The sequence below is a fragment of the Stenotrophomonas sp. 116085_Sma genome (assembly GCF_056479585.1).
Genome location: NZ_CM151057.1, coordinates 4,131,943 through 4,157,307 on the forward strand (window position 1 = coordinate 4,131,943; position 25,365 = coordinate 4,157,307).

Consider the following 25,365-nt stretch of genomic DNA (forward strand, 5'->3'; position numbering starts at 1 on the left):
CCTGCGCGGGGTCATTCAGCTGTCGTTGCCGATGCTCGGCGTGCACGCAATGCGAAACTGAATTCAGCCATCGCCCGCTATGCTGGTCGCCATGACCCGACGCACTTCAACTGCCCTGTCCCTGCTGCCCTTGGCCACCACGCTGCTGATCGGCTGCGCCAACGCCCAGTCCCTCGACGCCCAGAACGCGCAGCTGAAGGCTGCGATCGCGGCCGCCGAACGCGGCCAGTTCGATCCCGGCCAGGCCGCTGCACTCAGCCGCCATCCGGCTTACGGATGGCTGGAGTACGCCAACCTGCGCCGCAACATCGACACCGTTGATACCGCGCAGGCACAGGCCTTCCTCAAGCGCTATGACGGCCAGGCCGTGGCCAACACGTTCCGCAGCGTGTGGCTGCCCTCGGTCGCACGCCGCCAGGACTGGCCCACCCTGCTCGCCAACTGGGTGCCCACCGACAACGCCGGCCTGCGCTGTGCGCAGCTGACCGCGCGCCAGGTGACGGGCAAGGTCGATCCGCAGTGGATCAGCGAGGCGCAGGACCTGTGGCGCAAGAACGGCAAGTCGCTGCCGGACGGCTGTGATGCCGTTTTCGCCGTGCTGCAGGCGCAGGGTGGCCTGAGCGACGCCCTGCGCTGGGAACGCATCGATGCCGCCGCCGACGCCCAGCAGCCGGCCGTGATGCGCAGCGCCGCACGTGGCCTGCCTGCCACCGACCTGGCGCTGGCGAACAATTACGCTGCCTTTGTCGACAAGCCCAATGCCAGCGCGTTGAACTGGCCGCGCAACGAACGCAGCCGACGCATCGCCACCGATGGCCTGGCCAAGCTGGCCAAGGCCGACCCGGCCGCCACCGAACAGCAGCTGCCGCAGTATGCCCAGGCGCTGGGCCTGAGTGCCGAGCAGCAGGGCCAGGTGCTGTACCAGATCGCATTGTGGACGGTGGCGTCCTATCTTCCGGATTCGGCGCGCCGCCTCAATGCGGTACCCGAATCGGCCTATGACGAACGCCTGCACGAATGGCGCGTGCGCGAAGCGATGTCGCGCGGCGATTGGCCAGCGGCACTGACAGCGATCCGCAAGATGGCCAGCAAGCAGCGCAGCGACCCGCGCTGGCGCTACTTCGAAGGCCGCATGCTGGAGAAGACCGGCCAGGCCCAGCAGGCGCAGCCGTTGTTCCGCGATGCGGCGCGTGCCCCCACCTTCCATGGCTTCCTGGCCGCCGACAAGCTGCAGCAGGGCTACACGCTGTGCCCGTGGAAGCCGAATGACAGCGCGCAGGCACAGGCAGTAGTCGCGCGCGATCCGGCCATCCAGCGCGCGATGGCGCTGTACCAGATCGACCGTGCCGGCTGGGCCGTGGCCGAATGGAACAGCGCGCTGTCGCGCTTCGATGACACCCAGCGCCGCCTGGCGGTACGCGTGGCGCAGGACAACGGCTGGTTTGATCGCGCCGTGTTCGCACTGGGCAAGCAACCGCAGGAGCAGCGCCTGTACGACCTGCGCTTCCCGCTGCACCACGACGCCACCATCCGCCGTGAATCAGCACGCAATGCGATCGACCCGGCCTGGGTGGCCGCGGAGATCCGCGCTGAAAGTACCTTTACCCCGCGCGCGCGCTCGCCTGCCAATGCCATGGGCCTGATGCAGGTGCTGCCGGCCACCGGTGCCAGCGTGGCCAAGTCCATCGGCCTGACCGGCTATGGCGGCGCCGACAGCCTGTACGACCCGGACACCAACATCGCCATCGGCACCGCCTACCTGCGCCAGTTGATGAACAAGTACGACGGCCTGCCGTACGTGACCATCGCCGCCTACAACGCCGGCCCGACCCCGACCGCGCGCTGGCAGGGGCAGCGCCCGGGCTTTGAGCCGGATCTGTGGATCGAGACGATCAGCTACAAGGAAACCCGCGAGTACGTGGCCCGCGTGCTGGCCTTCAGCGTGATCTACGACTGGCGCCTCAATGGTGATGCCCTCCCGTTGAGCGACCGCCTGATGGGCCGCCTGGTCGACAAGCGCAAGAGCTTCAGCTGCGCCGCAAACGCCGACCAGGGCGGCGATTGATCGCACTGCATCTGTAGAGCCGAGCCCATGCTCGGCTGCGGTTCTTTCCGGTCGCGTTGCCACACGATGAGCCGAGCATGGGCTCGGCTCTACACGATCGCCCCGGGGAGGGGAACGCAATGAGCCTGCTGGCCTGGATCGGGATATTCGCCGCCTGGAGCCTGTTCGCCACCTGGGTGCTGCGTTGGGGTGGCGCGGCCTGGATGGAAGGCTGGAAGTCGCTGGCCTTCGTCGACAGCTGGGGCAGCCTCTGGGACGAAGCGCAGATCAAGCTGTACTTCCTCTGCCTGTGGATCGTCTACGGCCTGTGGTTCCTGGCCGGCCTGTTCGTGCCGGAGTGGCGCGGCCTGCCGTGATGCCTCTGCATCGGTCGTGCCGGAACATCTGCGCCGGCCATGCGATCATCCCCCCATGAAGATCTATCTTGTCGGCGGCGCCGTACGCGACCGCCTGCTGCAGCGCCCTGCCGGCGACCGCGACTGGGTGGTGGTTGGCGCCACGCCCGCGCAGATGGAAGCGCAGGGCTACACCGCCGTCGGCCGCGATTTCCCGGTGTTCCTGCATCCGAAGACGGGTGAGGAATACGCGCTGGCGCGCACCGAGCGCAAATCCGGCCGTGGCTACCGCGGCTTCGTGGTCGATGCCGATCCGGCGGTGACGCTGGAAGAGGACCTGCAGCGCCGTGACTTCACCATCAACGCGATTGCCTGCGACGAAGACACCGGCACGCTGGTCGATCCCTACGGCGGTGTGCGCGATATCGAGCAACGCGTGCTGCGCCATGTCGGCCCTGCGTTCGTGGAAGATCCGCTGCGCGTACTGCGCGCGGCCCGTTTCATGGCGCGGTTTGCATCGCTGGGCTTTACCGTCGCCGATGAGACCATGGCACTGATGCGCGAGGTCGCCGCCAGTGGCGAGCTGGACGCGCTGGTGCCCGAGCGCGTCTGGCAGGAGCTGCGCAAGGCGCTGGTCAGTGAGCGGCCCTCCGCGTTCCTGCGCACACTGCACGATGCGCAGGCGCTGGGTCCGATCCTGCCCGAGCTGGAAGCGCTGTACGGCGTGCCGCAGCGTGCCGAATTCCACCCGGAAGTCGACACCGGCATCCACCAGGAAATGGTCAGCGACATGGCTGCCAGGCTGGCGCCGGGCGATGACCTGGTCGGCTTCGCTGCCCTCACCCACGACCTCGGCAAGGGCCTGACCCCGCCGGAGGAATGGCCGCGCCACATCATGCACGAGCAGCGCGGCATCAAACCGCTGAAGGCATTGTGCGCGCGGTTGAAGATTCCCACCGAGCACCAGCAGCTGGCCGAAGCGGTGTGCCGCGAGCACTTGAACGTGCACCGCATCGACGAACTGCGCGATGCCACGGTGCTGGAACTGCTTGGCCGCTGCGATGCGTTGCGCCGCCCCGAACGCGTGGCGCGTATCGCGCTCTGCTGCGAGGCTGACAAGCGTGGCCGCCTCGGTTTCGAGGACGCCGACTACCCGCAGGGCGAGACGCTCAAGCGCCTGCACCAGGCGGCACTGTCAGTGCAGGCGCGGGATCTGGATACCACCCATCTGAAGGGCCCGGCCATCGGCGAAGCCCTGGCCAAGGCACGGGTGAAGGCGATTGCCGCTGCCCGCTGAAGACCTGGTAGTGCCGGCCGCTGGCCGGCAACCAGACAATCGCTGGATCAGTGCGCCATGCCGCGGGTAATCGCCGCAGCACGCTGCTTCAGCTGCGCCACGGCATCGGGAATCATTTCCATGCCCACGTCCAGGCCCGGGTTCAGCACCAGGCCGACGCCGTCGCCGATCCCGGCCAGCAGCGCGTGCACCGCGATCGGCATGGCGTGGGCGAACTGCGGCAGCTGCTCATGCCACAGGCCGGCGCGCTCGGGCGCGGTGAACACCGCGAACATGGGCTCGCCGCTTTCGCTGGTCAGCACCAGCGGCGAGATGCTCTCGTCCCAGGCACCGTCTTCGCCGATGGCCTTGTCCAGCAACACGAACGCCGTCGAGGTCAGCAGGCCGTCGAGGAACTGCGACGCGGTCAGCGTGCCGTCCTGGGCCTGCAGCAGGCGCACCTCGAGGTCGTTGAGGGGGTCGAACGGGGTGTCGTGGTCCATGGTCGGTTCCAGTACGTGATTGCAGGGCAGACTTTAACAGGCCAGGTTCTCAACCGATGTATCCGTGCCGCCACATCCACCCGGCGCACGCCAGCGCGGCCACCCCCACCAGCATCAATGGCAGGCCGAAGCGGTGCCGCCACGGGATCGGCACCCCGCCCAGCTGCTGGTCCATGGTGTCGGTATCCAGCACCCAGCCGTGTTCGCAGCGGGTGCAGGCCAGCTCGTAGCGGCGCTGGTAGGTGAAGCCGAACAGCAGGTCGATGCGCGCCATCCTGTAGCGCAGCTGGGGGGCAAACTCGGTTTCCGTCCCGCAGCGCAGGCAGTGGTGGGCTTCGGTGGGGCCGACGATCAGCACCTGTTCCTGTTGGCCGATCAGGATCATGGATCAGCGACCCTGGCAGGCGGGCTGGGCCAGCAGCCATTGCTGGGCGGCGGCAAGGGTGGCCGCATCGCCGTCCGTGCGCTGGTCGGGCTCTATCTTGAGCCCGTCGCCGCGGCCGTTGCGGTCGTGCATTACGGTCATGGTCAACAACAGGCGACTGCCATCGGCAAGGGTGTGGACGACATTGCCGGTGGAGACACCCGCGGTCGGCTGGCCGAAGCTGCGCGTCTGCGCGCGACCACGGAACGCCAGCACCGAGGCCTCGCCCGAACTGCCGGTGCGCGGCCCGAACAGCACCGCCACCGGCGCGCCAGGCTGCCGCAGCACATGGCCGGACTGGCCAAAGTCCAGCACCGGCTTGCCTGCATGCTGCACGGCGGTCGCGGTCAACGTCCAGCGCTCCGGCCCCTGTGCGGTTTCGAAAGACCCCACATCTTCGTTATTCACCACCGAGGTGCGCAGCAACGGCGCCATGCCCAGCAGCATCGGCCACATGTTGCCACCGCTGTTGTCCCGCAGGTCGACGATCCAGCCACAGCGCATGCCGTCGTCCTTGCTGCGGATGATCTGCTGCCACCGCGCGGCGCGCTGGATGTTCTGGCGGAATGCTTCCTGCGGGGTCGCGCCGGGCGTAGGGGCATAGCCCTCGATGACCACCCAGCCGATGCGCGCATCCACCGCATCGGCGGCTTTGGCCCGGTCCACGGCGGCAGCGCCGGCCTGCTGCGCGCGCTCTGCAGCCTCGCGCATGCGTGCAACCGTCATCCAGACGCCATGCCCTCCGGTGCTCTCCACGATGATCTCACGCAGGGCGGTCTGCAGCGCACCGGGGTATGACTGCAACGAGGCCAGTCGTTTACGGGCGGCAGGCCAGTCCACCTTGTCCTGATACAGCGCCTCATGCTCGAGCATGTCGAGAATCTGCGCCTGTGCTTCCGGCGATGGCACCTCGGCGGCCGGCGTGGATGCCGCCATTGCATCGGCAGCCAGCATGGTCATCATCAGCGCGCCAATCCGGCGCGCGCCCCTGCGAAACTGCATGCGACATGTCCTTGTCGTTTGATCAGGGCTGCAGCATAACCGGGCGCCGATCGGCTTCGCCATCGCGTGGACGAAGTACTCGATCGGATGCAGGTCTGCTGTAGAGCCGAGCCGATGCTCGGCTGCTTCTCGGCCGGAGGGAAAGCCGAGCATGGGCTCGGCTCTACAGTCGCCCTCCTCCGGTGGGATCCGTGTCGACCAAGGTCGACACCCACTGGAGCCCGCAGCCGTCACCAGTCCGCGCGCAGGCCGATGTTGCCTTCGATGATGCGGCGCTTCTCGTTGCGGTCGCCGCCCAGTTCGCGAGTGTAGTCGGCCACCGCATAGGCGCTTATCGTGCGGTTGAAACGCCCGACCACGCCCACACCGGCTTCCAGCGCGCGCGAGCGCTGCGAATTGACGATCACGTCGTCGTCGAAGCGGATGCGGTCTTCGCCGGAGCGGCCATGCCAGTAATTGAGCTTGAAATACGGTTGCCAACCGTTGTCGGCCAGCTGGTAATCGCCGGCCAGGCGCAGGCCGATGCGGCCGGTCCAGGCGTTGTCGTTGTCGAAGCGCACGCTCGACACTTCATCGCGGCGGTCGTCCAGCGAGGTGCGTTGCAAGATCACCTGCACCTGCGGTTCCAGCCACCATGCGGACTGACCGAAGCGCAGCAGCGACTTGCCGGCTTCCACCGACACGCTGGTGCCGTCGCCGCTCAGGCCGAAGCCGAGCCCGCGCGAGGAGCGCACGCGGCCGTCGTAGCGGCTCTGCATCGCCACAGCATCGATGTAGCCGCCACTGCTGTCGGTGAAGGTCCAGTACAAGCCCACGTGCTTGTCGTCCAGGCGGTTCTGGCCCACCTGCACGTTCTCCCAGCCCAACGCCAGGCCGGTGGTCCTGCCCTGCGCGCGGGTGCGGCCGACGAACACGCCGATCTGGTTGCGATGGTTGTCGGACGCTGCCGCCCACACATCGAGGCCAGCCTGCAGCCCCATCACATCGCCATCGAAGCCGGGCTGTGCATCGCCCTTCCAGTAGATCTCGCTGCTCTGCCCCACCAAGCGCCCCCAGGCGGTACGGAATGCGCCCTGGTTGTACAGCAGGCGCTGCTCACCCTGGCGTTCGTGGAACGTGCCGAGGCTGGCCAGCGAGGTCTCGCGCAGCAACGGAGGCACCACGGCATAGGTAGCGGTTTCCACGCGGTACAGCGGCACCACCACGCCTTCAGCCGGACGTGCATCAGAGGTTGGCGGTGCGCCGGTGCCGGGCAGTAAACCACCGGCCACCGGTACATCCGGCACCGCCGGGTCACTGGGCGGTGCCACCGGTGCGGGTTCCGGCGGTGGTGGAGGTGGTGCAGCCTCACCGGCGGTCAGGTCGGGATCAACCGGATCTTCCGGCGGCGGTGGCGGCGCCGGGATAATGGGGGGCGGTGGTGCCACCGGCGGCGTCAGCGGCGGCGGGGTGGCACTGCCACCACCGTTGGGTGCCGGCGTCGGCCCGGTCACCAGGGTCGAGCGCAGGTACCAGTTCTCGCTGGTGCCGGCACTGACACCGCCCTTGAACAGGAAGTACTCGTAGGCACCTGCCGCAACCGGTGCGAACAGCGAGAACGCGCCCGGCTCGGTGCGGCCACCATTCAAGGCCTGCACCACCAGGATGCCATCGGCCAGCGTGGCCGCGCCGCTGCCGCCGGCGTTTAGCACGCCGATGCCGGTGGTCCCGGTGGCGGTACCGCCATCGATCACCAGGCGGTCGCTGCTGGAATTGTCCGCGCCCAGCACGGTGCGCAGGTACAGGCCACCGCCGTCACCACGATAGTTGCCACGCACGGTGAACACGTCGCCCGCGCCGGTACCGGTCAGGTCGATGCGCCCGGCATTGACCATCTCCACCAGTGCAGCGCTGTTGAACGGGCGGATGGCATGTCCCCCACTGCCCGCGTACACGGTACTGGTGTCATCCACCGTCAGCGTGCCGGTGCCGGTAACGCTGTCGCCCAGCACCAGGTCGCCATCGAGGGTCAGCTCGGTGCTGTTGGCCAGGCGGATCGACTCCCAGTTCTGGAAACGGCCCACGCCTGCGGTCTTGACGTTGCTCAGGTTGAGCTGGTCGATGCCACTGCCGCCGTCGAACAGCGGCACCGCCCCCAGGTTGCCCTGGTTGAGGTTGCTGAGATTGGCCACGTCGTCGTCCGGCCCCATGTCGATCGCGCCATAGACGATGCCACCGCCATTCCAGTTGAAGGTGTCATTGCCGGTACTGAGCAGCACCTGCCCGCGCACGGTGCCGTCGGTGATGGTCACACTGTCGTTGCCGCCGCTGACGCTGATGTTGCCGCCGATATAGGCCGTGCCCGAGATGATGATGGTGTCGGTGTCGAAGCCGGTTACCACGTTGCCGTCCACGGTGCCGCCGGACTGGTCCCACAGGTTCTTGTCCAGCTTCATGTTGACGCGGCCGATGCGGCCGCCGGTCATCCACGCCTGGTCGCCATCCTCGAACGCGCCGATGATGCGGCCACCGCTCATGCGGAAGGTATCGATGTTGTCGCCCTGCTGCAGCGCGCCGATCGTGCCGCCGCTCATGATGAAATCATCGCGACCACTGCCCTGTGCCACCAGGCCGGTAACGGTGCCGCCGGTGACGGTCATCTGGTCATCGCCGCTGCCCTGGTCGACGCTGTCGATGGTGCCATTGCCCAGCAGCAGCACGTCGTTGCCATCGCCCTGCAGGACACCGCCGCTGATGCTGCCGGCCTGCATGTCCAGGCGGTCGTTGCCGGCACCGAACTGCACGCCGGTGCGCCCGCTGATCGTTCCGCGGTTGACCAGCACGCTGTCGCCCGCGCCGACGAACTGCAGGGCGGTGTTGTTGCCGGTGCTGATGCTGCCGGCGTTTTCGACGCGGCTGCCACCACCAAGCTGGACCGCCACGCCACCCACCGAACTGATCGTGCCGAGGTTGGACAGCAGGTGCCCGCCGGCCCCGACCAGCGAAATCGCACTGCCACCACCGCTCTGTTGCAGTTGTGCCGTGCTGGCGACATTGACGGTGATACCGGCCGCGCCAGTGGCAGCGACGGGAACGGTCTGCGGATTCGGCGCGCTGGCATCGCAGGTGACCGTCTGGCTGGCAGTCGGGGTGGCATTGTCACAGCCGGCCCAAGCGACACTGGCGGTCAACAGCATGACGGACGGGACAGCCAGGGCCTGAACCACGGAAACAGTGAGGCGGCGCGGACGGAAAGCGCGCGGGACGGCACGGGACATACAGCACTCCTGGACAGGGGATCAGGAACTGCGGATATGCGGTACTGCGAGCGAAGTCTGCGCCATGGTGAACGGTTTCGACAGGTGAATTTGCGTGCCGATCATCACAGTTCAGATGCGAACTTGATGGGGCATCACCTCGCCTTTACGCGGCTGAAACCGTTCATCATGTGGGTGATCGCGCGCCACGCGGAGAGTATCCACGCATGGCGTGGATGAGGTGCCATCAGATCTTCAGATAGATTTTCCGCCGGTCCAGCCACCAGGCCACGCCCCACCACAGCGCGACAAACACCAGCGCCTGCAGCATCGATGCCAGCTCGAGCGACTGCGGCATTGCGGTGGCCAGCTGTTGCCAGATCCAGCTCCAGGCACCGCTGGCCATCAGCACCACCGACATCACCGATGCGCCCAGATACGCCGTGATCGCATTGACGCCGAAGCGCCGGCCCAGCGCCGGCCAGCCCTTCTGATCGATCAGCCAGTGCCCCAGCCATAGCGCCAGCGCCGCCAGGCCGCCCGTCCACAGCACGTAACTGGGCGTCCACAACTGCTTGTTCAACGGCAGCACCATCGCCAACAGCAGGCCCAACACCGCAGTCGCCACACCCAGCCCGGCCAGCGCCACGGCACGTCCGCTGCGCAGCAGGCCTCCGGCCAACAGACCGAGCACGGTGCTGGCCAGCGCGCCCAGCGTGCTCAGCAACCCTTCCGGGTCATGGCCCAGCCCGGTATCGGCGTGCCATTGGTAGATCCACGGGGCGAACAGCGTGGTATCCAGGCGGCTGGCGGGGTTGGTCCATGGCGCCAGATCACCGATGCCCAGCAGCAGCACGGTGTACCCCACCAGCAGCGCGATCAGAGCGCTCACCTGCACGCGTGGCCGCGCATAGACCGCCAGCACGCCCACCAACGCCGCACACACCGCGATCCGTTGCAGCACGCCCCATATGCGGAAGTGATGGGTATCCAACGCCCACCAGATCAGCAGGTGCAGCAGCGCACCGGCCAGCAGGATGCGCAGCGCGCGCTCCAGCACGCCGCGCGCCAGCGCCGGCCGTGCAGCGGCATCCAGCGCGCGCGGTGCCACGCTGAAGGCCATCGACACGCCCACCAGGAACAGGAAGAACGGGAACACCAGATCGGTGGGCGTGCAGCCATGCCATTCCGAATGGCGCAGTGGTGCGAACACCGCACTCCAGTCGCCCGGATTGTTGACCAGCAGCATCGCCGCCACGGTGATGCCGCGCAGGGCATCGATCGAGCCCAGCCGGCGTGGCGGCGCACTGTTCATCAGGCGGCCTCGTACTGTCCGGCAATCCAGGTACCACGCACCTGCAGGGCATCATCCAGCAGCACCAGGTCGGCCTGGTAGCCCTCGGCGATGTGGCCCAGGCGATCATCGACGTTGAGGAACTGTGCCGGATAGGTCGAGGCCATGCGCGCGGCTTCCGCCAACGGCTGGCCGAGCAGCTGCACGGTGTTGCGCACGGCGGTGGCCATGTCCAGCGCCGAGCCGGCCAGCGAACCGGCAGCATTGCGCACCACGCCGTCGATGGCGGTAATGGTTTCGCCATACAGCACGTAGCTGGGATCGTCGGCGCCGACCGGCGGCATCGCATCGGTCACCAGCAGCAGACGGCCGCGCGTCTTGGCTGCCAGCGCCACGCGCAGGCTGGCCGGATGCACATGCACGCCATCGACAATGATGCCGATCCAGCTGTCGCGGTCTTCCAGCGCAGCGCCCACCGCACCGGGCTCACGGCCCTGCAGCGGCGACATCGCGTTGTACAGATGGGTGAAGCCACGCACGCCAGCATCCAGTCCCGCACGAATCTCTTCGTACGTGCCAGCAGTGTGGCCAGCAGCAACGATCACACCACGTTCGACCAGCGCACGGATGGTCTCCAGCGGCACGCGTTCCGGTGCCAGTGTCAGCAGCGTCACGCCGTTGTCCAGCGAGGCGGCCAGTGCGATCTCTTCTTCGTCAGGCACGCGGAACTTGCTGGCATCGTGGGTGCCCTTGCGCGCCGGCGCGATGTACGGGCCTTCCAGGTGGATGCCGATCACGCCGGGCACGCCCTGCGCGATCGCCTCGCGCATCGCGGCGATCGCTTCGCGCATCACGCCCACATCGTCGCTGATCAGCGTGGGCAGCATCGCGGTAGTGCCGAAGCGACGGTGCGCCTGCGCGATGGTGCGCAGCGAGGCGACATCGGGCGTGTTGTTGAACAGCGCGCCGCCGCCACCATTGACCTGCACGTCGATGAAGCCCGGCAGCAGCCAGCCGCCGCCCAGATCCACCTGCTCATCGGCCTGGCCCAGCTGCGGTGCGGCGTCGGGCAACAGGGCGCTGATCTGCCCGTTCTCGATCACCAGCGCCAGATCATCGCGGAAGTCGTCGCCCGCCAGGATGCGGGCATTGCGCAGCACGGTCACCATTACACGGTCTCCGTCACCTTGTTCAGGTGCGGCGGCAGATCCGGGTTGAAACCACGACGCAGCGCCAGCGCGTTGATCGCGCGGTAGAAACTCTGCACGGTGAGCAGCGGTGCGCAAAGCGGGTGCGGCGCGGCAGCCACCGGCAGGTTGCCACCGGCACCGGCCAGCCAGACCTGCGCGCCACGCGAGGTGAACTCATCGACCACGGCACGGGTACCGGCGCCGGTCTCATCGGGCTGGGCAAAGGCCAGCACCGGGAACCCACGGTCAACCAGCGCCATCGGGCCGTGCTTCACTTCGGCCGAACTGTAGGCCTCTGCATGCAGACTGCAGGTTTCCTTGAACTTCAGCGCAGCTTCCTGCGCCGCGCCCAAGCCCAGGCCGCGGCCGAGCACGAACAGGTTGGTCGCCTCGACCAGGCCTTCGGTCACCGCACTCCAGTCACACTGCCAGGCCTCGCGCATCGCGTCCGGCAGCAGGTCCAGTGCGTTGCGCAGGCTGCTGTCCTGCTTCCAGTACGCGGCCAGCTGCAGCAATGCGGCCAGCGAGGCCAGGTAGCTCTTGGTCGCGGCCACGCTCTTCTCGGCACCGGCATGCAGCGGGATGACCGTGTCGGCCAGCTGCGCCAGCGGCGAATCTTCGACGTTGACCAGCGCGACCACGCGTGCGCCGGCCGCCTTGGCGGCTTCGGCGTTGCGCAGCAGGTCCGGGCTCTTGCCCGACTGCGAAATGACGATGAACAGTGCACCGCGCAGCTGCAGCGGTGCGGCATAGACCGAGCCCACCGACGGCGACGCGGAGGCGACCACCAGGCCCAGCTGGGTTTCCAGCAGGTACTTGCCGTAGGTGGCGGCGTGGTCGGAACTGCCGCGTGCGCAGGTGACAACGAACGGCGGCGGTGCTGCGCGCAGGCTGGCGGCCAGGGTTTCCATGGTGGCGTGGTTGCGCGAGAACTGGCGGGCAACCACGTCGGCCGCTTCAGCGGCCTCGGCGAACATCAGGGTGGCGGTGGGGTCTGACAGCGACATGGCAGGCTCAGGCAGGATCGGGAGGAAGGGGGCGTGCGCCGGCCGGGCGCATGGGCGCGGTCGAACCGCGCACCACCAGCTGCGGCACGAAGCCCTGGTTGTGCAGTGGTGCCGGCGCGTCGTCGTAGGCGTCGCTGCGCAGCTGTGCGATCAGCAGGCGCGCGGCATGGCGGGCAATGTCTTCGGTGGCCTGTTTGGCGGTGGTCAGCGGCGGCCACGACTGGCGCGAGAACGGGCTGTCCTCGAAGCCGGCGATGGACAGATCGTAGGGCACGTTCATGCCGGCCGACTTGGCGGCGGCCAGCACGCCAGCGGCGATTTCGTCGTTGGAACCGAAGATGGCGGTGGGCGGCTCGCGCAGCGCCAGCAGGCGGCGCGCACCGCGGAAACCGTCGTCGAAGGTGTAATCGCCCTGCACCACCAGGTGCTTGTCCACGGTCATGCCGTAGTCCTTCAGCGCGGCTTCGTAACCGGCGTAGCGTTCGCCCGACGAGCGGTGCGAGCTGCCGCCCCAGAGGAAGCCGATGCGCTGGTGGCCGAGCTGGATCAGATGCTCGGTGATCTCATATGCAGCCTCGCGGTCATCCACGAACACGCAGGCGCCGTCGGCCGGGTCTTCGGTGGCGGCGATGATGCGCACCAGCTTGATGCCGCGCGCGGTCAGCGCCTGGATCAGGTCGCGGCGCTCGGACATCGGCGCGGTCAGCACCAGCCCGGCCAGGCGCGAACGCTGCACCCAGTCGGCCAGTTCATCGGCCAGCAGCGGCGAGCTGGAATCGCAGGGATGGATCTGCAGCCCGAACCCGGTCTCGCGGCAGGCGGCGAGCACGCCGTTCTGCACGCCGATGATGTGGTACGGGTTCGGGTTGTCGTAGACCAGCCCGATCACGAAGGTTGTGCCGCTGCGCAGGTTGCGCGCGGACGGATCGGGTTCGTAGTCGAGCTCGGCAATGGCACGCAGCACCCGCGCACGGGTGGCCTGCATCACCGAAGGCTCGTTGTTGATCACCCGCGAGACTGTCTTCAGCGAGACCTTGGCCTTCTCCGCAACGTCCTTGATGGTCGCTCTGCGCATGGGTTTTCCCTGGGGTTGGCTGCCGTCCATCATCGCCGATCAGGCCTTGTCCTGCGGCAGGCCAGCGCGATGGCCGATCACCGAGTAGAACAGGATGTACAGGTAGCACGGCACCATCAGCAGCACGAACACCAGCTGGAAGTCGATGTGCTGCTTGAGCACGGCGAACAGCTGCGGAATGATCGCGCCACCGGCGATGCCCATCACCAGCAGGGCCGAGCCGGTCTCGGTGAAGCGGCCCAGGCCGCGGATGGCCAGCGGGAAGATCGCCGGCCACATCATCGCGTTGGCAAAGCCCAGCAGGGCCACGAAGGCCACCGACACGTAGCCGTGGGTGGCCCAGGCGCCCAGGCAGAACACAACGCCCAGCACGGCAGAGAAGGTCAGGTAGCGCGACTGCGACACCACGTTGGGAATCACCAGCAGGCCGACCACGTAGCCGATGAGCATGGCGAACAACGTGAACGCCGTGAACATCTTGGTCTGGTCCAGCGGCAGGTCGAAGCCGTGGCCGTAGGTACCGATCGCATCGCCGGCCATCACCTCCACGCCCACGTAGACGAACAGGCACAGCACGCCAAGCCACAGGTGCGGGAACTGGAAGATGCTGCGACGTTCGGCGGCACCGGCCGCGACCGGCGTGGCATTGGCTTCGGACGACTTGATTTCCGGCAGCGGCGAGAACAGCACGCCCACCGCCAGCAGCACCAGCAGGCCGGCCATGGCCAGGTACGGCGCGTGGATCTTGGCGGCGAACTCGTTGAGCAGCTGTGCCTTGGTCGCCTCATCGGCGGCGGCGACCGTTGCCGAGAGATCGCCGATGCCATGCAGCACCACGGTACCGATCACGATCGGCGCCAGGATGCCGGCGATCTTGTTGCAGATGCCCATCAGCGCGATGCGCCGCGCCGCCGTTTCAATCGGCCCCAGGATGGAGATGTAAGGGTTGATGGCCGTCTGCAGCAAGGCCAGGCCGCTGCCGATCACGAACAGGCCGCCGAGCGCGCCGGGGTACCAGCGCTGGGTGGCGAACTCGCCGAACAACGCGGCACCACCGGCCATCACCAGCAGGCTCAGGCTCAGGCCCTTCTTCATGCCGGTGCGGCGCAGGATCCATGACGACGGCAGCGCCAGGAAGAAGTAGGACAGGTAGAACACCATCAGCACCAGGAAGGCGCCGACCTCGCTGAGTTCGAAAGCGAGCTTGACGAAGGTGATCAGCGGGCCATTGAGCCAGGTGAAGAAGCCGATCAGGAAGAACAGCACGCCGACGATGGCGATGGAGGTGGCCACATTGGGGCGCACGCTTGCAGCGGAGACGGCGGACATCGGGAAGGGCTCCTGCGGCGACGGCCGCAGAACGCGGCGTCGGAGAGTGGCTGGGAACAACGTTGTCACATTCTTTCGATGGACAACCGCGGTTTGTCAACTTCCCTGCGTGGCCGCGTGAACCTCGTGCTGCACTGCGCAACCCGATCGCAACGGATCGTGCTGAATGCGCCACAGCCCTTGAGCCCCGTGCAGCAACGGTTCCAGCGTGAAACCCATGCTCACGCCATGTAAACGTTTACTGCACACCACATTCGTTGCGACGCAGCAACGAAAGTGTCACGAACTCGTTGACATCGTTGTCAGCGGGGTTACAGACTCCGCCCCAATCGCTGCCCCCGAACCCGGGGCCGGCCCCACCTGCAGCAGGAGCCCGCGTGACCGCCAGCCACCCCGCCCCGGCCCATGTCCTGTCCCGAGTCGCGCCCTCGTTCCTGGCTGCCGACGTTGGTGGCACCCATGTGCGCGTGGCCCTGGTCCAGGCCAGTGGCGACGCCTCCCATCCGGTGCAGGTGCTGGAGTACCGGAAGTACCGCAACGCCGACCATGGCGGCCTCAGCGCGATCCTGTCCGATTTCCTGGGTGAAGGCCCACGGCCCACGCACTGCGTGGTCGCCAGCGCCGGCTATGCCCGTGAGGACGGCACGGTGATCACCGCCAACCTGCCGTGGCCGCTGTCGGCCCGCCAGGTGGAGGCCGATGTCGGCCTGCAGCGGGTCTACATCGTCAACGACTTCGAAGCCGTGGCCTACGCCGCCGCGCAGGTGGACGCCAGTGGCGTGCTGCACCTGTGCGGGCCGGAGACCGCTGCGCGCGGCCCGACGCTGGTGGTCGGCCCCGGCACCGGCCTTGGTGCCGCGCTGTGGATCCCCACCGCGCACGGCCCGGTGGTACTGCCCACGGAAGCCGGCCAGCCGACCCTGGCAGCGAGCACCGGACTGGAAATGGCCATCGTCCGCCACATGCAGCGCGACCGCGCCCATGTGTCGATCGAGCATGCGATCTCCGGCCCCGGCCTGATGAACCTGTACCGCGCGGTGTGCGCGCTGCAGGGACAGGTGCCGACGCTGGCCAGCCCTGATGCGGTGACCGCCGCCGCCATGGCCGATACCGATGCGCATGCGCGCCAGGCGCTGGATGTGTTCTGCGGCCTGCTCGGCAGCACCATCGGCGACATGGCCCTGTTCTATGGCGCCCATGGTGGCGTCTACCTGGCCGGCGGCATCCTGCCGCAGATCCGCGAATACCTGCACGCCAGCACCTTCGTCGAACGCTACCTGCAGAAGGGGCCGATGGGCGAAGCACTGGCACGCATCCCGGTGAAGGTCGTCGAGCACGGCCAGCTGGGCGTGGTCGGCGCTGCCAGCTGGTACCTGCAGCAGTCGGCCGCCTGACACCGCAACAGGCTTCAACGCAATCGCAGCACGCAGTACGTGGCACGCCAACGCACGGGACTTCGCCGCCGCCCCGCGCATGTCTTCGCAACCGTAACCGAACACCGCCGCCGGCATCCAATCGAGTGATGAGGAGAGACATCATGAACACCCGCAAGACCCTGCTTTCGGCCGCCATCGTCAGCTGCATCGCCTTCAGTGCGCATGCGCAGCAGGCCGCCCAGACCGCCACCGACCTGGATACCGTGCAGGTCACCGGCATCCGTGGATCCATGGAAAAATCGCTGGACACCAAGCGCGAAGCCAATGCGCGCGTGGAGGTGGTCACCGCCGAAGACGTGGGCAAGCTGCCCGCGCACAACGTGGCCGACACCCTGCAGCGCCTGCCGGGCGTGAACATCAGCTCGTCCAGCGCCGACGAAGGCGGCTTCGACGAAGCCGACCGTGTCAGCCTGCGCGGCACCAGCCCGAGCCTGACCCAGACCCTGATCAACGGCCACACCGTCGGCACCGCCGACTGGTTCGTGCTCAGCCAGGGCAACAACGTCGGCCGCAGCGTCAGCTACTCGTTGCTGCCGTCGGAACTGGTGCGCTCGGTGGAGGTGAACAAGTCCTCGCAGGCCAAGCTGCAGGACGGTGGCACCACCGGTACCGTCAACATCCTCACCCGCAAGCCGCTGGAATTCTCCAAGCAGCTCACGGCGGAAGGCTCCATCGGCATGGTGCGTTCGGACCAGGCCAAGTCCAACGACCCGCAGCTGTCGGCACTGTTCAACTACAAGAACGACGAAGGCAACTTCGGTGTGATGGTGCAGGCCTTCAGCCAGAAGCGCGAACTGCGCCGCGAAGCGCAGGAAATCCCGGGCGGCTTCTTCCAGATCGATCCGAATGGCACCGTGGCCAAGTCCAACCCGGACCTGGCCGGCGTGTACGCGCCGGGCCTGCTCGGCTCGACCCTGTTCGAACAGACCCGCGAGCGCAAGGGCGGCCTGATCTCGCTGCAGTTCAAGCCGATGGACAACCTGACCCTGGGCCTGGAAGGCTTCAGCTCGGAACTGAAGGCGAACAACTACAACCGCAACTTCATGCTGTGGGGCGGCCGCATCCTCAACGACCGCACCGTTGAAGATGCCAATGGCAACAAGATCCTGATTCCGGGCCAGGCCCCGAATCCGGGTTACGTCGTCAAGGATGGCGTACTGTCCAACGCCACCTTCGCCGGCCAGGCCGACCGCGACTACGCGGTGTACGACATGATCTACCGCGAGTCGAAGGCCAAGACCAACTACATCACCTTCGATGCCGACTGGCAGATCAGCGACAACCTGGGCATGAAGTTCCAGGCCGGCAGCACCAAGGGCACCGGCGAAACGCCGCGCCAGTACATCGCCGAAGTCAACCTGGCCCGTGGTGGCGGCGCCACCTGGGCAACCCATGGCAACGGCTCGCCGATCGACTGGAACGTCGGTGGCAACATCGGCCCGAGCGGCGTGACCGACTTCGGCACCTGGGGCAACCAGCAGGTCACCGCGATCGACAAGGAAAAGTGGGCTACGCTCGATTTCAACCAGTACTTCGCCGACGCTGGCGTACTGAACTCGATCGATTTCGGCGCCCGCTTCGGCGACCACAAGCGCGAGGCCAAGTCGCCGGAAGGCGCAACCCCGGGCGCGATCTGGAATGCGCTGAAGAACGGCGCTACGGCCAACTTCCCCGGCGGCTTTGCCAACGGCATCGGTGGCAGCTTCCCGCGTGACCTGTGGTACTTCACCCCGGGTGCACTGAAGGAAGCGGTGACCAACAACTCCACCTGGCTGTCCGGCAATGACGGCCCGACCGGCCGCCACAACTACGGCGCCGAGTGGAAGGTGTCCGAGAAGAACTTTGCCGCATACGTACAGGGTAACTTCAGCGGCGACCGCTGGAGCGGCAACGTCGGCCTGCGCTACGTCAGCATCAAGCAGGATATCGATACCTACGCCGCCGCCACCGGCTCGACCGTGCCGGACGTGAGCAGCCTGTTCGGCGCGTGGACCCGCGAAGCTTTCGAGAACAAGCACAACCGCGTGCTGCCGAGCGCCAACTTCAAGTACGACCTGCGCGACGACCTGGTGCTGCGCGTGGCCGCCTCGCAGACCCAGACCCTACCGGACTTCTCGGCACTGGGTGCCTCGTCCTACGGTTCGGACCTGAACCGGACAGGCGGCGGCGGCAATCCGAAGCTGAAGCCGGTGGTGTCGACCAACTTCGATGCCAACCTGGAGTGGTACTTCATGCCGCGCGGCATGTTGTCGATCGGTGCCTACTCGATGCGCCTGAAGGACTACGTGGCCTTCAGCACCGAAAAGGAGATGCTGTTCAGCGAGCTGACCAACCGTCTCGAGGAATACAACATCTCCCGCCCGCGCAATGCCGACGGCAAGGTCCGCGGTATCGAAGTGGCCTATGAGCAGCCGATCGGCGAGTACTTCGGTGTCAATGCCAACTACACCTACGCCGATGGCAGCACCGACCACACCTGGGCCGACGGCAGCGACAACCTGCTGGGTACTTCGAAGAACACCTACAACATCGGTGCCTACTTCGAGAACGATACCTTCGGTGCACGCGTCAGCTACACCCGCCGTTCGTCGTTCCTGATCGGCCTGTCCGGTGCCAACCCGTACTACCAGGATGACTTCGGCACCCTGTCGGCGTCGCTGAGCTACAAGGCCACCGACTGGCTGAGCATCAGCTTCGATGCGCTCAACCTCAACAACCCGACCTACAAGTACTACCAGACCGCGGCCATCCCGACCTCGTTCTACAGCAACGGTCGCCAGTACTACCTCAACTTCCGCTTCAAGTACTGATCCAGCGGCGGCAATATCGCCGAGTCGTGCACGCACGCCGGGCCTGGGTCATTCCGGGCCCGGCGTTTTTCATGTATAGCGTTCATCGCACCGTTCCAAGGAGTCGTACCGATGGTCAAGCCTTCCCGCGCCCGGATGCGCAGCGCAGTGCTGCTGGGCAGCCTGCTCGCCCTGTTGCCGGCGTTGCCGGCACTCGCCGCCGATCCCACGCCCGCCGCTGAAGCACCCGGCCCACAGCTGCGCGCCGGCAGCCTGATGCTGATTCCGGCCCCGGCCACCGTGCAGCGCGGCCAGGGCAACGGCATCACCGTCCGCGCCGACACCGTGCTGCAGGCCGAAGGCGAAGCCGCGCAACGCGTCGCCAACCAGTTCGCCGACCTGCTGGCCCGCAGCGGCGGCCCGCGCCTTGCGCCGGCCAAGGGCACGGCGGCAGCCAAGTCGGGCAGCATCCGCTTCGAGATCGTGCCCACCTTCCGCGACAGCGGCGAAAGCTACACGCTGGAAAGCACCGCGCAGGGCGTGATGATCCAGGCCGGCAACGAAACCGGTCTTTTCTATGGCGCGACTACCCTCGCCCAGCTCGCCACCGGCGGCAGCAACGGGGTGCTGCCCGCGGTGCAGATCCAGGACGCGCCGCGTTTCAGCTGGCGCGGCTTCATGCTCGATTCCGCCCGGCACTTCCAGAGCCTGGACGAGATCAAGCGCGTGCTCGACGCGATGGCCGCGCACAAGCTCAACACCTTCCACTGGCACCTGACCGATGACCAGGGCTGGCGCATGGAGATCAAGCGCTACCCGAAGCTGACCGACGTGGGCAGCTGCCGGCTGCCCGCCGGTGATGGCGGCATTGATCCGGTCAGCGGCCAGGAGCATCCCTACTGCGGCTTCTACACGCAGGACCAGATCCGCGAGGTGATCGCCTATGCGGCCAAGCTGCATATCCAGGTGATCCCGGAAATCGATGTGCCCGGCCATGCCACCGCGGCGATCGCCGCGTATCCGGAACTGGGCTCGATCAATACCCCGCTGAAGCCGATCAGCGAATGGGGCGTGTTCCCGAACCTGTTCAACACCGAAGACAGCACCGTCACCTTCCTCGAGAACGTGCTGGAAGAAGTAATCGCGCTGTTCCCGGCGAAGTACGTGCACGTCGGTGGCGACGAGGCAGTGAAAGACCAGTGGAAAGCCTCCAGGCAGGTGCAGCAGCGCATGCGTGCGCTGGGCATCAAGGATGAGATGGCCATGCAGAGCCACATCATCAAGCGACTGGAGACCTTCCTGGAGGAGCACGACCGGCGCCTGATCGGCTGGGATGAAATCCTCGAAGGCGGCCTGCCGCCGCAGGCCACGGTGATGTCGTGGCAGGGTACCGAAGGCGGCCTGGCCGCCGCCAGCGCCGGCCATGACGTGATCATGTCGCCGGTCGGATACCTCTATCTGGATTACCTGCAGACGGCCTCGCCGAACGAGCCGCCGGGCCGCCCGACCCAGGTCAACCTCGGCAAGCTGTACAACTTCGAACCGGTGCCGGCCGAGCTGGCCGCCGACAAGCGCGGGCACATCCTCGGCCTGCAGGCCAACATGTTCACCGAGCACACGCGCACCTACGCACGCCTGCAGCACAACCTGTTCCCGCGCCTGGCCGCCGTGGCCGAGACCGGCTGGAGTACACCGGAGCATCGCGACTTCCGCGATTTCCTCGCACGCCTGCCCTCCCAGCTGCAGCGCTACCGCGCCTGGGGCCTGGCCTACGCGCAGACGCCGTTTGAAGTGGGTGTGGACTACACCGACAACCGAGCTGGCAACACCGTGACCGTGTCGCTGGCAAATCCGCTGGGCTATGAGGTGCGTTACAGCACCGACGGCCAGGCGGTGAGCGCGCAGTCGCCGCTGTACCAGCAGCCATTGACCGCGACGCTGCCCGCCACCGTGCAGGCCGCCGCGTTCTACCAGGGACGGATGCTGGCGGCGAAGCCGACGGTGGCGGCATTCACCACGCAGTCGCTGCTCAGTCGCCGCAGCGATGAGCTGCTCAGCTGCGTGGGCACGAAGGGCCTGGTGCTGCGCCTGGAAGACGACGGCCCGCGCGAGGGAACGCGTGCGGTGTTCAATGTCGACATCTTCCAGCCGTGCTGGCGCTGGCCGCAGGCACAGCTGGACGGCATCGGCAGCGTGGAGGTCCGCGCGGGCCGCATTCCGTACTACTTCCAGCTGGCCCACGACGAACCCAAGCGTCGCTTCGAGAAAGCCAAGCGGGCGCATGGCGAAATGCTGGTGCGTCGCGGCGACTGCAGCGGCAAGGTGCTGGCTGAAGTACCGCTGCCGGCCAAGCCGGATGCCGATGGCTTCGTGACCCTGAAGGCCACGCTGCCGAAGGGCACGCAGGGCACCGGTGACCTGTGCATCAACTTCACCGGCGACACGCGCCCGGCGATGTGGGTGCTGGATGAGGTGACGCTCAGGTAGGTGCCAACCTTGGTTGGCGCTTTGCGGCCGGATCCACGCATGGCGTGGATCTACTGTAGAGCCGAGCCCATGCTCGGCTGCATTTCAACCGGAAAGCCGAGCATGGGCTCGGCTCTACAGGAACCTCACCCGCGCCAGCGCAGCAGCAGGTCGCGCAGCGGGGTCAGGGCCGTGGTCATGCCGACCAGCACGCCAATAGTGTTGGCAATCGCATCCATCGGGTCGGCGGTGCGGTTGGTGGTCAGCGCGCCCTGCGCGAACTCGATGCCGATCCCCATCAGCACCAAGCCCACGCCTACCCACAGCAGCGGACGCCCGCGACGGAACAGCTGTACCGCACTGCCGGCCAGGATGAAGTAGGCGAGGAAGTGCTCGCCCTTGTCGCTGTTTTCCGGCAGCGGAATCGGCGGTGGTGGAATCAGGCAGACCACGACCACCAGCAACACCGCCAGCACCCACAACACGGTCCACAGCCGCGGCCGCCGCAGCGGCTTGATCACCGGCAACGCACTGCTCACAAGCGCCAGCTCAGGTCACCCAGTTCGAAGGCCGGCTCGAAGTCGACGCCACGCTGCAGACCGATCGCCTGGAAGCGCTCGCCCATTTCGGTGGGCAGGGTCAGCTTCTTCACCTGGTCGCGCAGCTGGATGCGACCGACCTCATCCGTACGCTCTTCGGCCAGCAGCAGCACCTGGTCCAGGCCGTTGCCGAGCAGGAAACTGGCCTGGCTGCAGTAGCCGGCCAGCTCGAAACCACCGTGCATGCCCGCCTCGGCCATCGCGGTGAAATCCACCGATGCGGTGATGTCCTGCAGGCCCGGCCAGCGATGCACGTCGTTGTGCACGTGGTGGCGGTAGAAGGCACGCACGGTGCCGTCGTCGCGATCGTGCTGGTAGAACTCGCCGCGGTTGTAGCCGTAATCGACGAACAGCATCGCGCCACGCTGCAGGCCGCCGGCCACCGCCTGCAGCCAGTACGGCAGCTGCGGCAGTACTTCGGAACGGTAGCCCTCGGCGAAAGGCTTCTCCAGATAGCGCTCGATGTGGCGCACCGCGCCATTGAGCAGGATGTCGGCCGGCTGCGCGCCGCGGATGAAATTGCCGTCGCCATCCAGTTCAACGGTTTCCTCATAGACCTCGCCATCCCGGATCAGGAAGCGCGGGGTCGGCAGTGCGTCGATCACTTCATTGGCGAACACCACGCCTTCCCAGTCCTCTTCGAACGGGCGGTCGACCCAGTCCACACGCGAGGCCAGTTCGGCCGGCAGGTTCTGCTGCAGGCGCTGCTGCTGGCGCTCGCGCAGGTCGGCGCTGGGTTCAAGGATGGCGTAGCGCGACGGCAGCGCGTCCAGCTCGGCCAGGCGCAGCAGTACCGCCTCGGCGAAGGCGCCGGTGCCGCCGCCCAGCTCCAGCATCCGCGCCTGCGCACCCAGCTGGGCGAACACCGGGGCCAGCGCATTGGCCACGCTGCCGGCGAACAGGCTGCCGAGCTCGGGCGCGGTGGTGAAGTCGCCACTGCCACCGAACTTGCTGGCGCCGGCGCTGTAATAGCCCCAGCCGGGGGTGTACAGGCACAGCTCCATGAAGCGGGAGAACGGCATTGCCCCGCCCTGCGCAAGGATTTCGGCGCGCAGGGCGGCAGCCAGCTGGTCGCTGTGGGCCAGGGCATCGGCTTCGGGCAGGGGGAAGGTGGGCTGCATGGCGTCTTCGAATGCGGTGACAATGGTGCACAGGATAGCCGAGCCTTGGAGGACCCTCGATGAGCGATACCCACCCCGTGGTCCTGATCACCGGCAGCGCGCGCCGGATCGGTGCGGCCATCGCCCGCCAGTTCCACGCCTGCGGCTGGTCGGTGGTGCTGCACGCCAACACCTCCAGCGCGGAACTGCAGCAGGCCGCGTTCGACTTCGACAACGTGCGCCCGGGCAGCGTGCTGGCGCTGCAGGCCGATCTGCGTGACGCCGACGCCCTGCCCGATCTGGTGGAACAGGCCGTCACCCACTTCGGCCGCCTGGACGCGCTGGTCAACAATGCCTCCAACTTCTATGCCACCCCGCTCGGCCAGGTGACCGCCGAGGCGATGGACGAGCTGTATGCGGTCAATGCGCGCGCGCCATTGCTGCTGTCACAGGCCGCCGCGCCCTACCTGCGCCGCCAGCAAGGCTGCATCGTCAACCTGACCGACCTGCACGGCACCGACCCGATGCGCGACCACATCGCCTACACCATGGCCAAGGCCGCGCTGGAAATGGCTACCCGTTCGCTGGCGCTGGAGCTGGCGCCGAAGGTGCGGGTCAATGCGGTGGCGCCCGGCGCGATCCTGTGGCCGGAACAGGGCAAGGACGATTTCGCCCGCGAGGCGCTGCTGGCGCGCACGCCTCTGGCGCGGATCGGTACAGTCGAGGAGATTGCCGAAGCGGTTTACTGGCTGGTGGCCGAAGCCGGCTTCGTCACCGGCCACACATTGCGCGTGGATGGTGGGCGCACGGTCAGTTGACACCGGGCAGGACGGACGACGGGGTCAGATCCCTTTTCACTGCGGGAAAAGGGATCTGACCCCAACGCAACCTGATCATTCCAGATCAACGATCTCAAACGCTTCGCCATGCTGCCGGTGCGCGCGCCACAGCGTGGCCAGATCCTGCCCACTGACCGGGTCGATGAAATCCGGCGCGATGTCTGCCAGCGGCTTCAGCACGAAGGCGTGTTTCAGCTCCGGGCGCGGGATGCGCAGATGGCCGGGGCCTTCCACCACCAGGTCACCGTAGAACACCACGTCGATGTCCAGGGTCCGGTCCGAGAAGCGTGGCCCGCTGCGGTCGCGGCCGTGCGCGTCTTCCAGCGCATGCAGCCAGTCGTCCAGTTCCTGCAGCGGCAGGTCGGTGTCGATCGCCACGGCGTTGTTGAGGAAGGCCGGGCCGTCGAAGCCGACCGCGGCGGTACGGTAGGCGGGCGACACCTGCAGTGCGCCGAAGCGCTCGCGCAGGGCCGTCACCGCGGCGTGGAGGTAGCGGCGGGGCTGGACGTTGCTGCCCAGGCTCAGGAGCACGGTGGTCATGCGGTTCAGGTGACGGCACTTGGGGGGCGTGGACATGCCGTCGTCACGGCGGCCTGCCTACAATCCGGGACGCACATGATAGGGCACCGACATGACCTATTGCGTTGGAATCGAGGTGGACGAGGGCCTGGTCTTCGCTGCCGACACCCGGACCAATGCCTCGCTGGACGATGTGCGCGTGCACCGCAAGCTGCACGTGTTCGAGTACCCCGGCCAGGCAGCCTACGTACTGATGGCGGCCGGCAACCTGGCCACCACCCAGCTGCTGGTGTCGCGCCTGGGGCGCGACGCCGACGAGAGACGCACGCCCAACCTGCGCGACATGACCCACCTGTTCGAGGCTGCCGAGTATGTCGGCCAGCTGCTGGTCGACAGCCAGGTGCACAGCAGCCACAGCGAGCACGGCCATGACGGGGTCAACACCCAGGCCACGCTGATCTTCGGTGGCCAGATCGCCGGCGAGCGGCCGGGGCTGTACATGGTCTATCCACTCGGCAACGCCATCGCTGCTTCGCCGGAGACGCCCTATCTGCAGATCGGTGAGTCCAAGTACGGCAAGCCGATCCTCGACCGCATCCTCAGCCCGGCCACCCGCCTGGAGGACGCGGCGCGCACGGCGATCGTCTCGTTGGACTCGACCATCCGTTCCAACCTGTCGGTGGGCCTGCCGATCGACCTGGCGCTGGTGCGCGGCGGTGAGCTGCGCATCGGCCAGCAACTGCGGCTGGGTGCGGATTCAGCGCTGTATGCCGATATCCACCAGAACTGGTCACGGCGCCTGGAACAGGCGGTGGACGCCCTGCCACGCTTCCCGTGGGAAACCGCCCTGTAGAGCCGAGCCCACGCTCGGCTGTCGAGGT

The 25,365-nt window shown here is 67.2% G+C and carries 20 protein-coding genes; 8 read left to right on the forward strand and 12 right to left on the reverse strand.

The window, feature by feature from the left end; translation table 11 throughout:
* Positions 1–79: 79 nt before the first annotated feature.
* From ACZK0Z_RS19145 to ACZK0Z_RS19155, 3 genes are all read left to right on the forward strand, one after another.
* Positions 80–2,065, forward strand: a complete 1,986-nt coding sequence (locus tag ACZK0Z_RS19145; protein WP_197632652.1) for a transglycosylase SLT domain-containing protein — start codon at positions 80–82, stop codon at positions 2,063–2,065.
* A 119-nt stretch (positions 2,066–2,184) separates the two neighbouring features.
* Positions 2,185–2,421 carry a hypothetical protein gene (locus ACZK0Z_RS19150; protein WP_049429401.1) on the forward strand — a complete coding sequence of 79 codons (237 nt, stop codon included), beginning with the start codon at positions 2,185–2,187 and terminating at the stop codon, positions 2,419–2,421.
* A 55-nt stretch (positions 2,422–2,476) separates the two neighbouring features.
* Entirely contained in the window at positions 2,477–3,697 is a 1,221-nt protein-coding gene (locus ACZK0Z_RS19155) for a multifunctional CCA addition/repair protein (RefSeq protein WP_197632651.1), read from the forward strand.
* 47 nt (positions 3,698–3,744) lie between these two features.
* Here ACZK0Z_RS19155 and ACZK0Z_RS19160 read toward each other — a convergent pair whose 3' ends face one another.
* From ACZK0Z_RS19160 to ACZK0Z_RS19200, 9 genes are all read right to left on the reverse strand, one after another.
* A complete protein-coding gene (locus ACZK0Z_RS19160; RefSeq protein WP_049429399.1) occupies positions 3,745–4,179 on the reverse strand; it encodes an SseB family protein in 435 nt (144 codons plus the stop codon).
* Positions 4,180–4,228: 49 nt separating this feature from the next.
* Positions 4,229–4,564: a hypothetical protein gene (locus tag ACZK0Z_RS19165; RefSeq protein WP_049429398.1), complete on the reverse strand. Its 336-nt coding sequence runs from the start codon at positions 4,562–4,564 to the stop codon at positions 4,229–4,231.
* 3 nt (positions 4,565–4,567) lie between these two features.
* Positions 4,568–5,605 (reverse strand): S41 family peptidase, encoded by a 1,038-nt coding sequence (locus ACZK0Z_RS19170; RefSeq protein WP_049429397.1) that lies wholly within the window; start codon positions 5,603–5,605, stop codon positions 4,568–4,570.
* 230 nt (positions 5,606–5,835) lie between these two features.
* The gene (locus tag ACZK0Z_RS19175; protein ID WP_197632650.1) at positions 5,836–8,862 is read right to left on the reverse strand and encodes an autotransporter outer membrane beta-barrel domain-containing protein; all 3,027 of its coding nucleotides are present in this window, start codon (positions 8,860–8,862) and stop codon (positions 5,836–5,838) included.
* A 226-nt stretch (positions 8,863–9,088) separates the two neighbouring features.
* Entirely contained in the window at positions 9,089–10,156 is a 1,068-nt protein-coding gene (locus ACZK0Z_RS19180) for a heparan-alpha-glucosaminide N-acetyltransferase domain-containing protein (RefSeq protein ID WP_197632649.1), read from the reverse strand.
* Positions 10,156–11,304, reverse strand: a complete 1,149-nt coding sequence (gene nagA / locus ACZK0Z_RS19185) for an N-acetylglucosamine-6-phosphate deacetylase (RefSeq protein ID WP_197632648.1) — start codon at positions 11,302–11,304, stop codon at positions 10,156–10,158. The genes ACZK0Z_RS19180 and nagA overlap by 1 nt, the downstream gene beginning before the upstream one ends.
* Positions 11,304–12,332, reverse strand: coding sequence for an SIS domain-containing protein (locus ACZK0Z_RS19190; protein WP_197632647.1), 1,029 nt, complete (start codon positions 12,330–12,332; stop codon positions 11,304–11,306). Before ACZK0Z_RS19190 ends, nagA begins: the two co-directional genes overlap by 1 nt.
* A gap of 7 nt (positions 12,333–12,339) precedes the next feature.
* Positions 12,340–13,407 carry a LacI family DNA-binding transcriptional regulator gene (locus ACZK0Z_RS19195; RefSeq protein WP_049429392.1) on the reverse strand — a complete coding sequence of 356 codons (1,068 nt, stop codon included), beginning with the start codon at positions 13,405–13,407 and terminating at the stop codon, positions 12,340–12,342.
* Positions 13,408–13,446: 39 nt separating this feature from the next.
* Positions 13,447–14,736, reverse strand: a complete 1,290-nt coding sequence (locus ACZK0Z_RS19200) for a sugar MFS transporter (protein ID WP_049429391.1) — start codon at positions 14,734–14,736, stop codon at positions 13,447–13,449.
* 377 nt (positions 14,737–15,113) lie between these two features.
* Here ACZK0Z_RS19200 and ACZK0Z_RS19205 point away from each other — a divergent pair, with 377 nt between their 5' ends.
* The 3 genes from ACZK0Z_RS19205 to ACZK0Z_RS19215 all read left to right on the forward strand — a co-directional run bounded on the left by ACZK0Z_RS19205 (position 15,114) and on the right by ACZK0Z_RS19215 (position 21,448).
* Entirely contained in the window at positions 15,114–16,130 is a 1,017-nt protein-coding gene (locus ACZK0Z_RS19205) for a glucokinase family protein (RefSeq protein WP_197632646.1), read from the forward strand.
* Between the two features lie 143 nt (positions 16,131–16,273).
* A complete protein-coding gene (locus tag ACZK0Z_RS19210) occupies positions 16,274–18,982 on the forward strand; it encodes a TonB-dependent receptor (protein WP_049429389.1) in 2,709 nt (902 codons plus the stop codon).
* 111 nt (positions 18,983–19,093) lie between these two features.
* A complete protein-coding gene (locus ACZK0Z_RS19215; RefSeq protein ID WP_197620007.1) occupies positions 19,094–21,448 on the forward strand; it encodes a beta-N-acetylhexosaminidase in 2,355 nt (784 codons plus the stop codon).
* A gap of 125 nt (positions 21,449–21,573) precedes the next feature.
* Here ACZK0Z_RS19215 and ACZK0Z_RS19220 read toward each other — a convergent pair whose 3' ends face one another.
* Entirely contained in the window at positions 21,574–21,966 is a 393-nt protein-coding gene (locus ACZK0Z_RS19220; protein ID WP_049429387.1) for a VanZ family protein, read from the reverse strand.
* Entirely contained in the window at positions 21,963–23,147 is a 1,185-nt protein-coding gene (locus tag ACZK0Z_RS19225; RefSeq protein WP_197632645.1) for an SAM-dependent methyltransferase, read from the reverse strand. Before ACZK0Z_RS19225 ends, ACZK0Z_RS19220 begins: the two co-directional genes overlap by 4 nt.
* 59 nt (positions 23,148–23,206) lie before the next feature.
* On the opposite strand from ACZK0Z_RS19225, the gene ACZK0Z_RS19230 reads away from it, so the two are divergent.
* Positions 23,207–23,944, forward strand: a complete 738-nt coding sequence (locus tag ACZK0Z_RS19230) for a pteridine reductase (RefSeq protein ID WP_049429385.1) — start codon at positions 23,207–23,209, stop codon at positions 23,942–23,944.
* Positions 23,945–24,019: 75 nt separating this feature from the next.
* On the opposite strand, the gene folK is transcribed toward ACZK0Z_RS19230, so the two are convergent.
* Positions 24,020–24,505 carry a 2-amino-4-hydroxy-6-hydroxymethyldihydropteridine diphosphokinase gene (gene folK, locus ACZK0Z_RS19235; protein WP_100443680.1) on the reverse strand — a complete coding sequence of 162 codons (486 nt, stop codon included), beginning with the start codon at positions 24,503–24,505 and terminating at the stop codon, positions 24,020–24,022.
* Positions 24,506–24,596: 91 nt separating this feature from the next.
* Between folK and ACZK0Z_RS19240 the strand changes: the two genes are divergently transcribed.
* Positions 24,597–25,337: a proteasome-type protease gene (locus ACZK0Z_RS19240; RefSeq protein WP_049429383.1), complete on the forward strand. Its 741-nt coding sequence runs from the start codon at positions 24,597–24,599 to the stop codon at positions 25,335–25,337.
* The last annotated feature ends 28 nt before the right edge of the window (positions 25,338–25,365 follow it).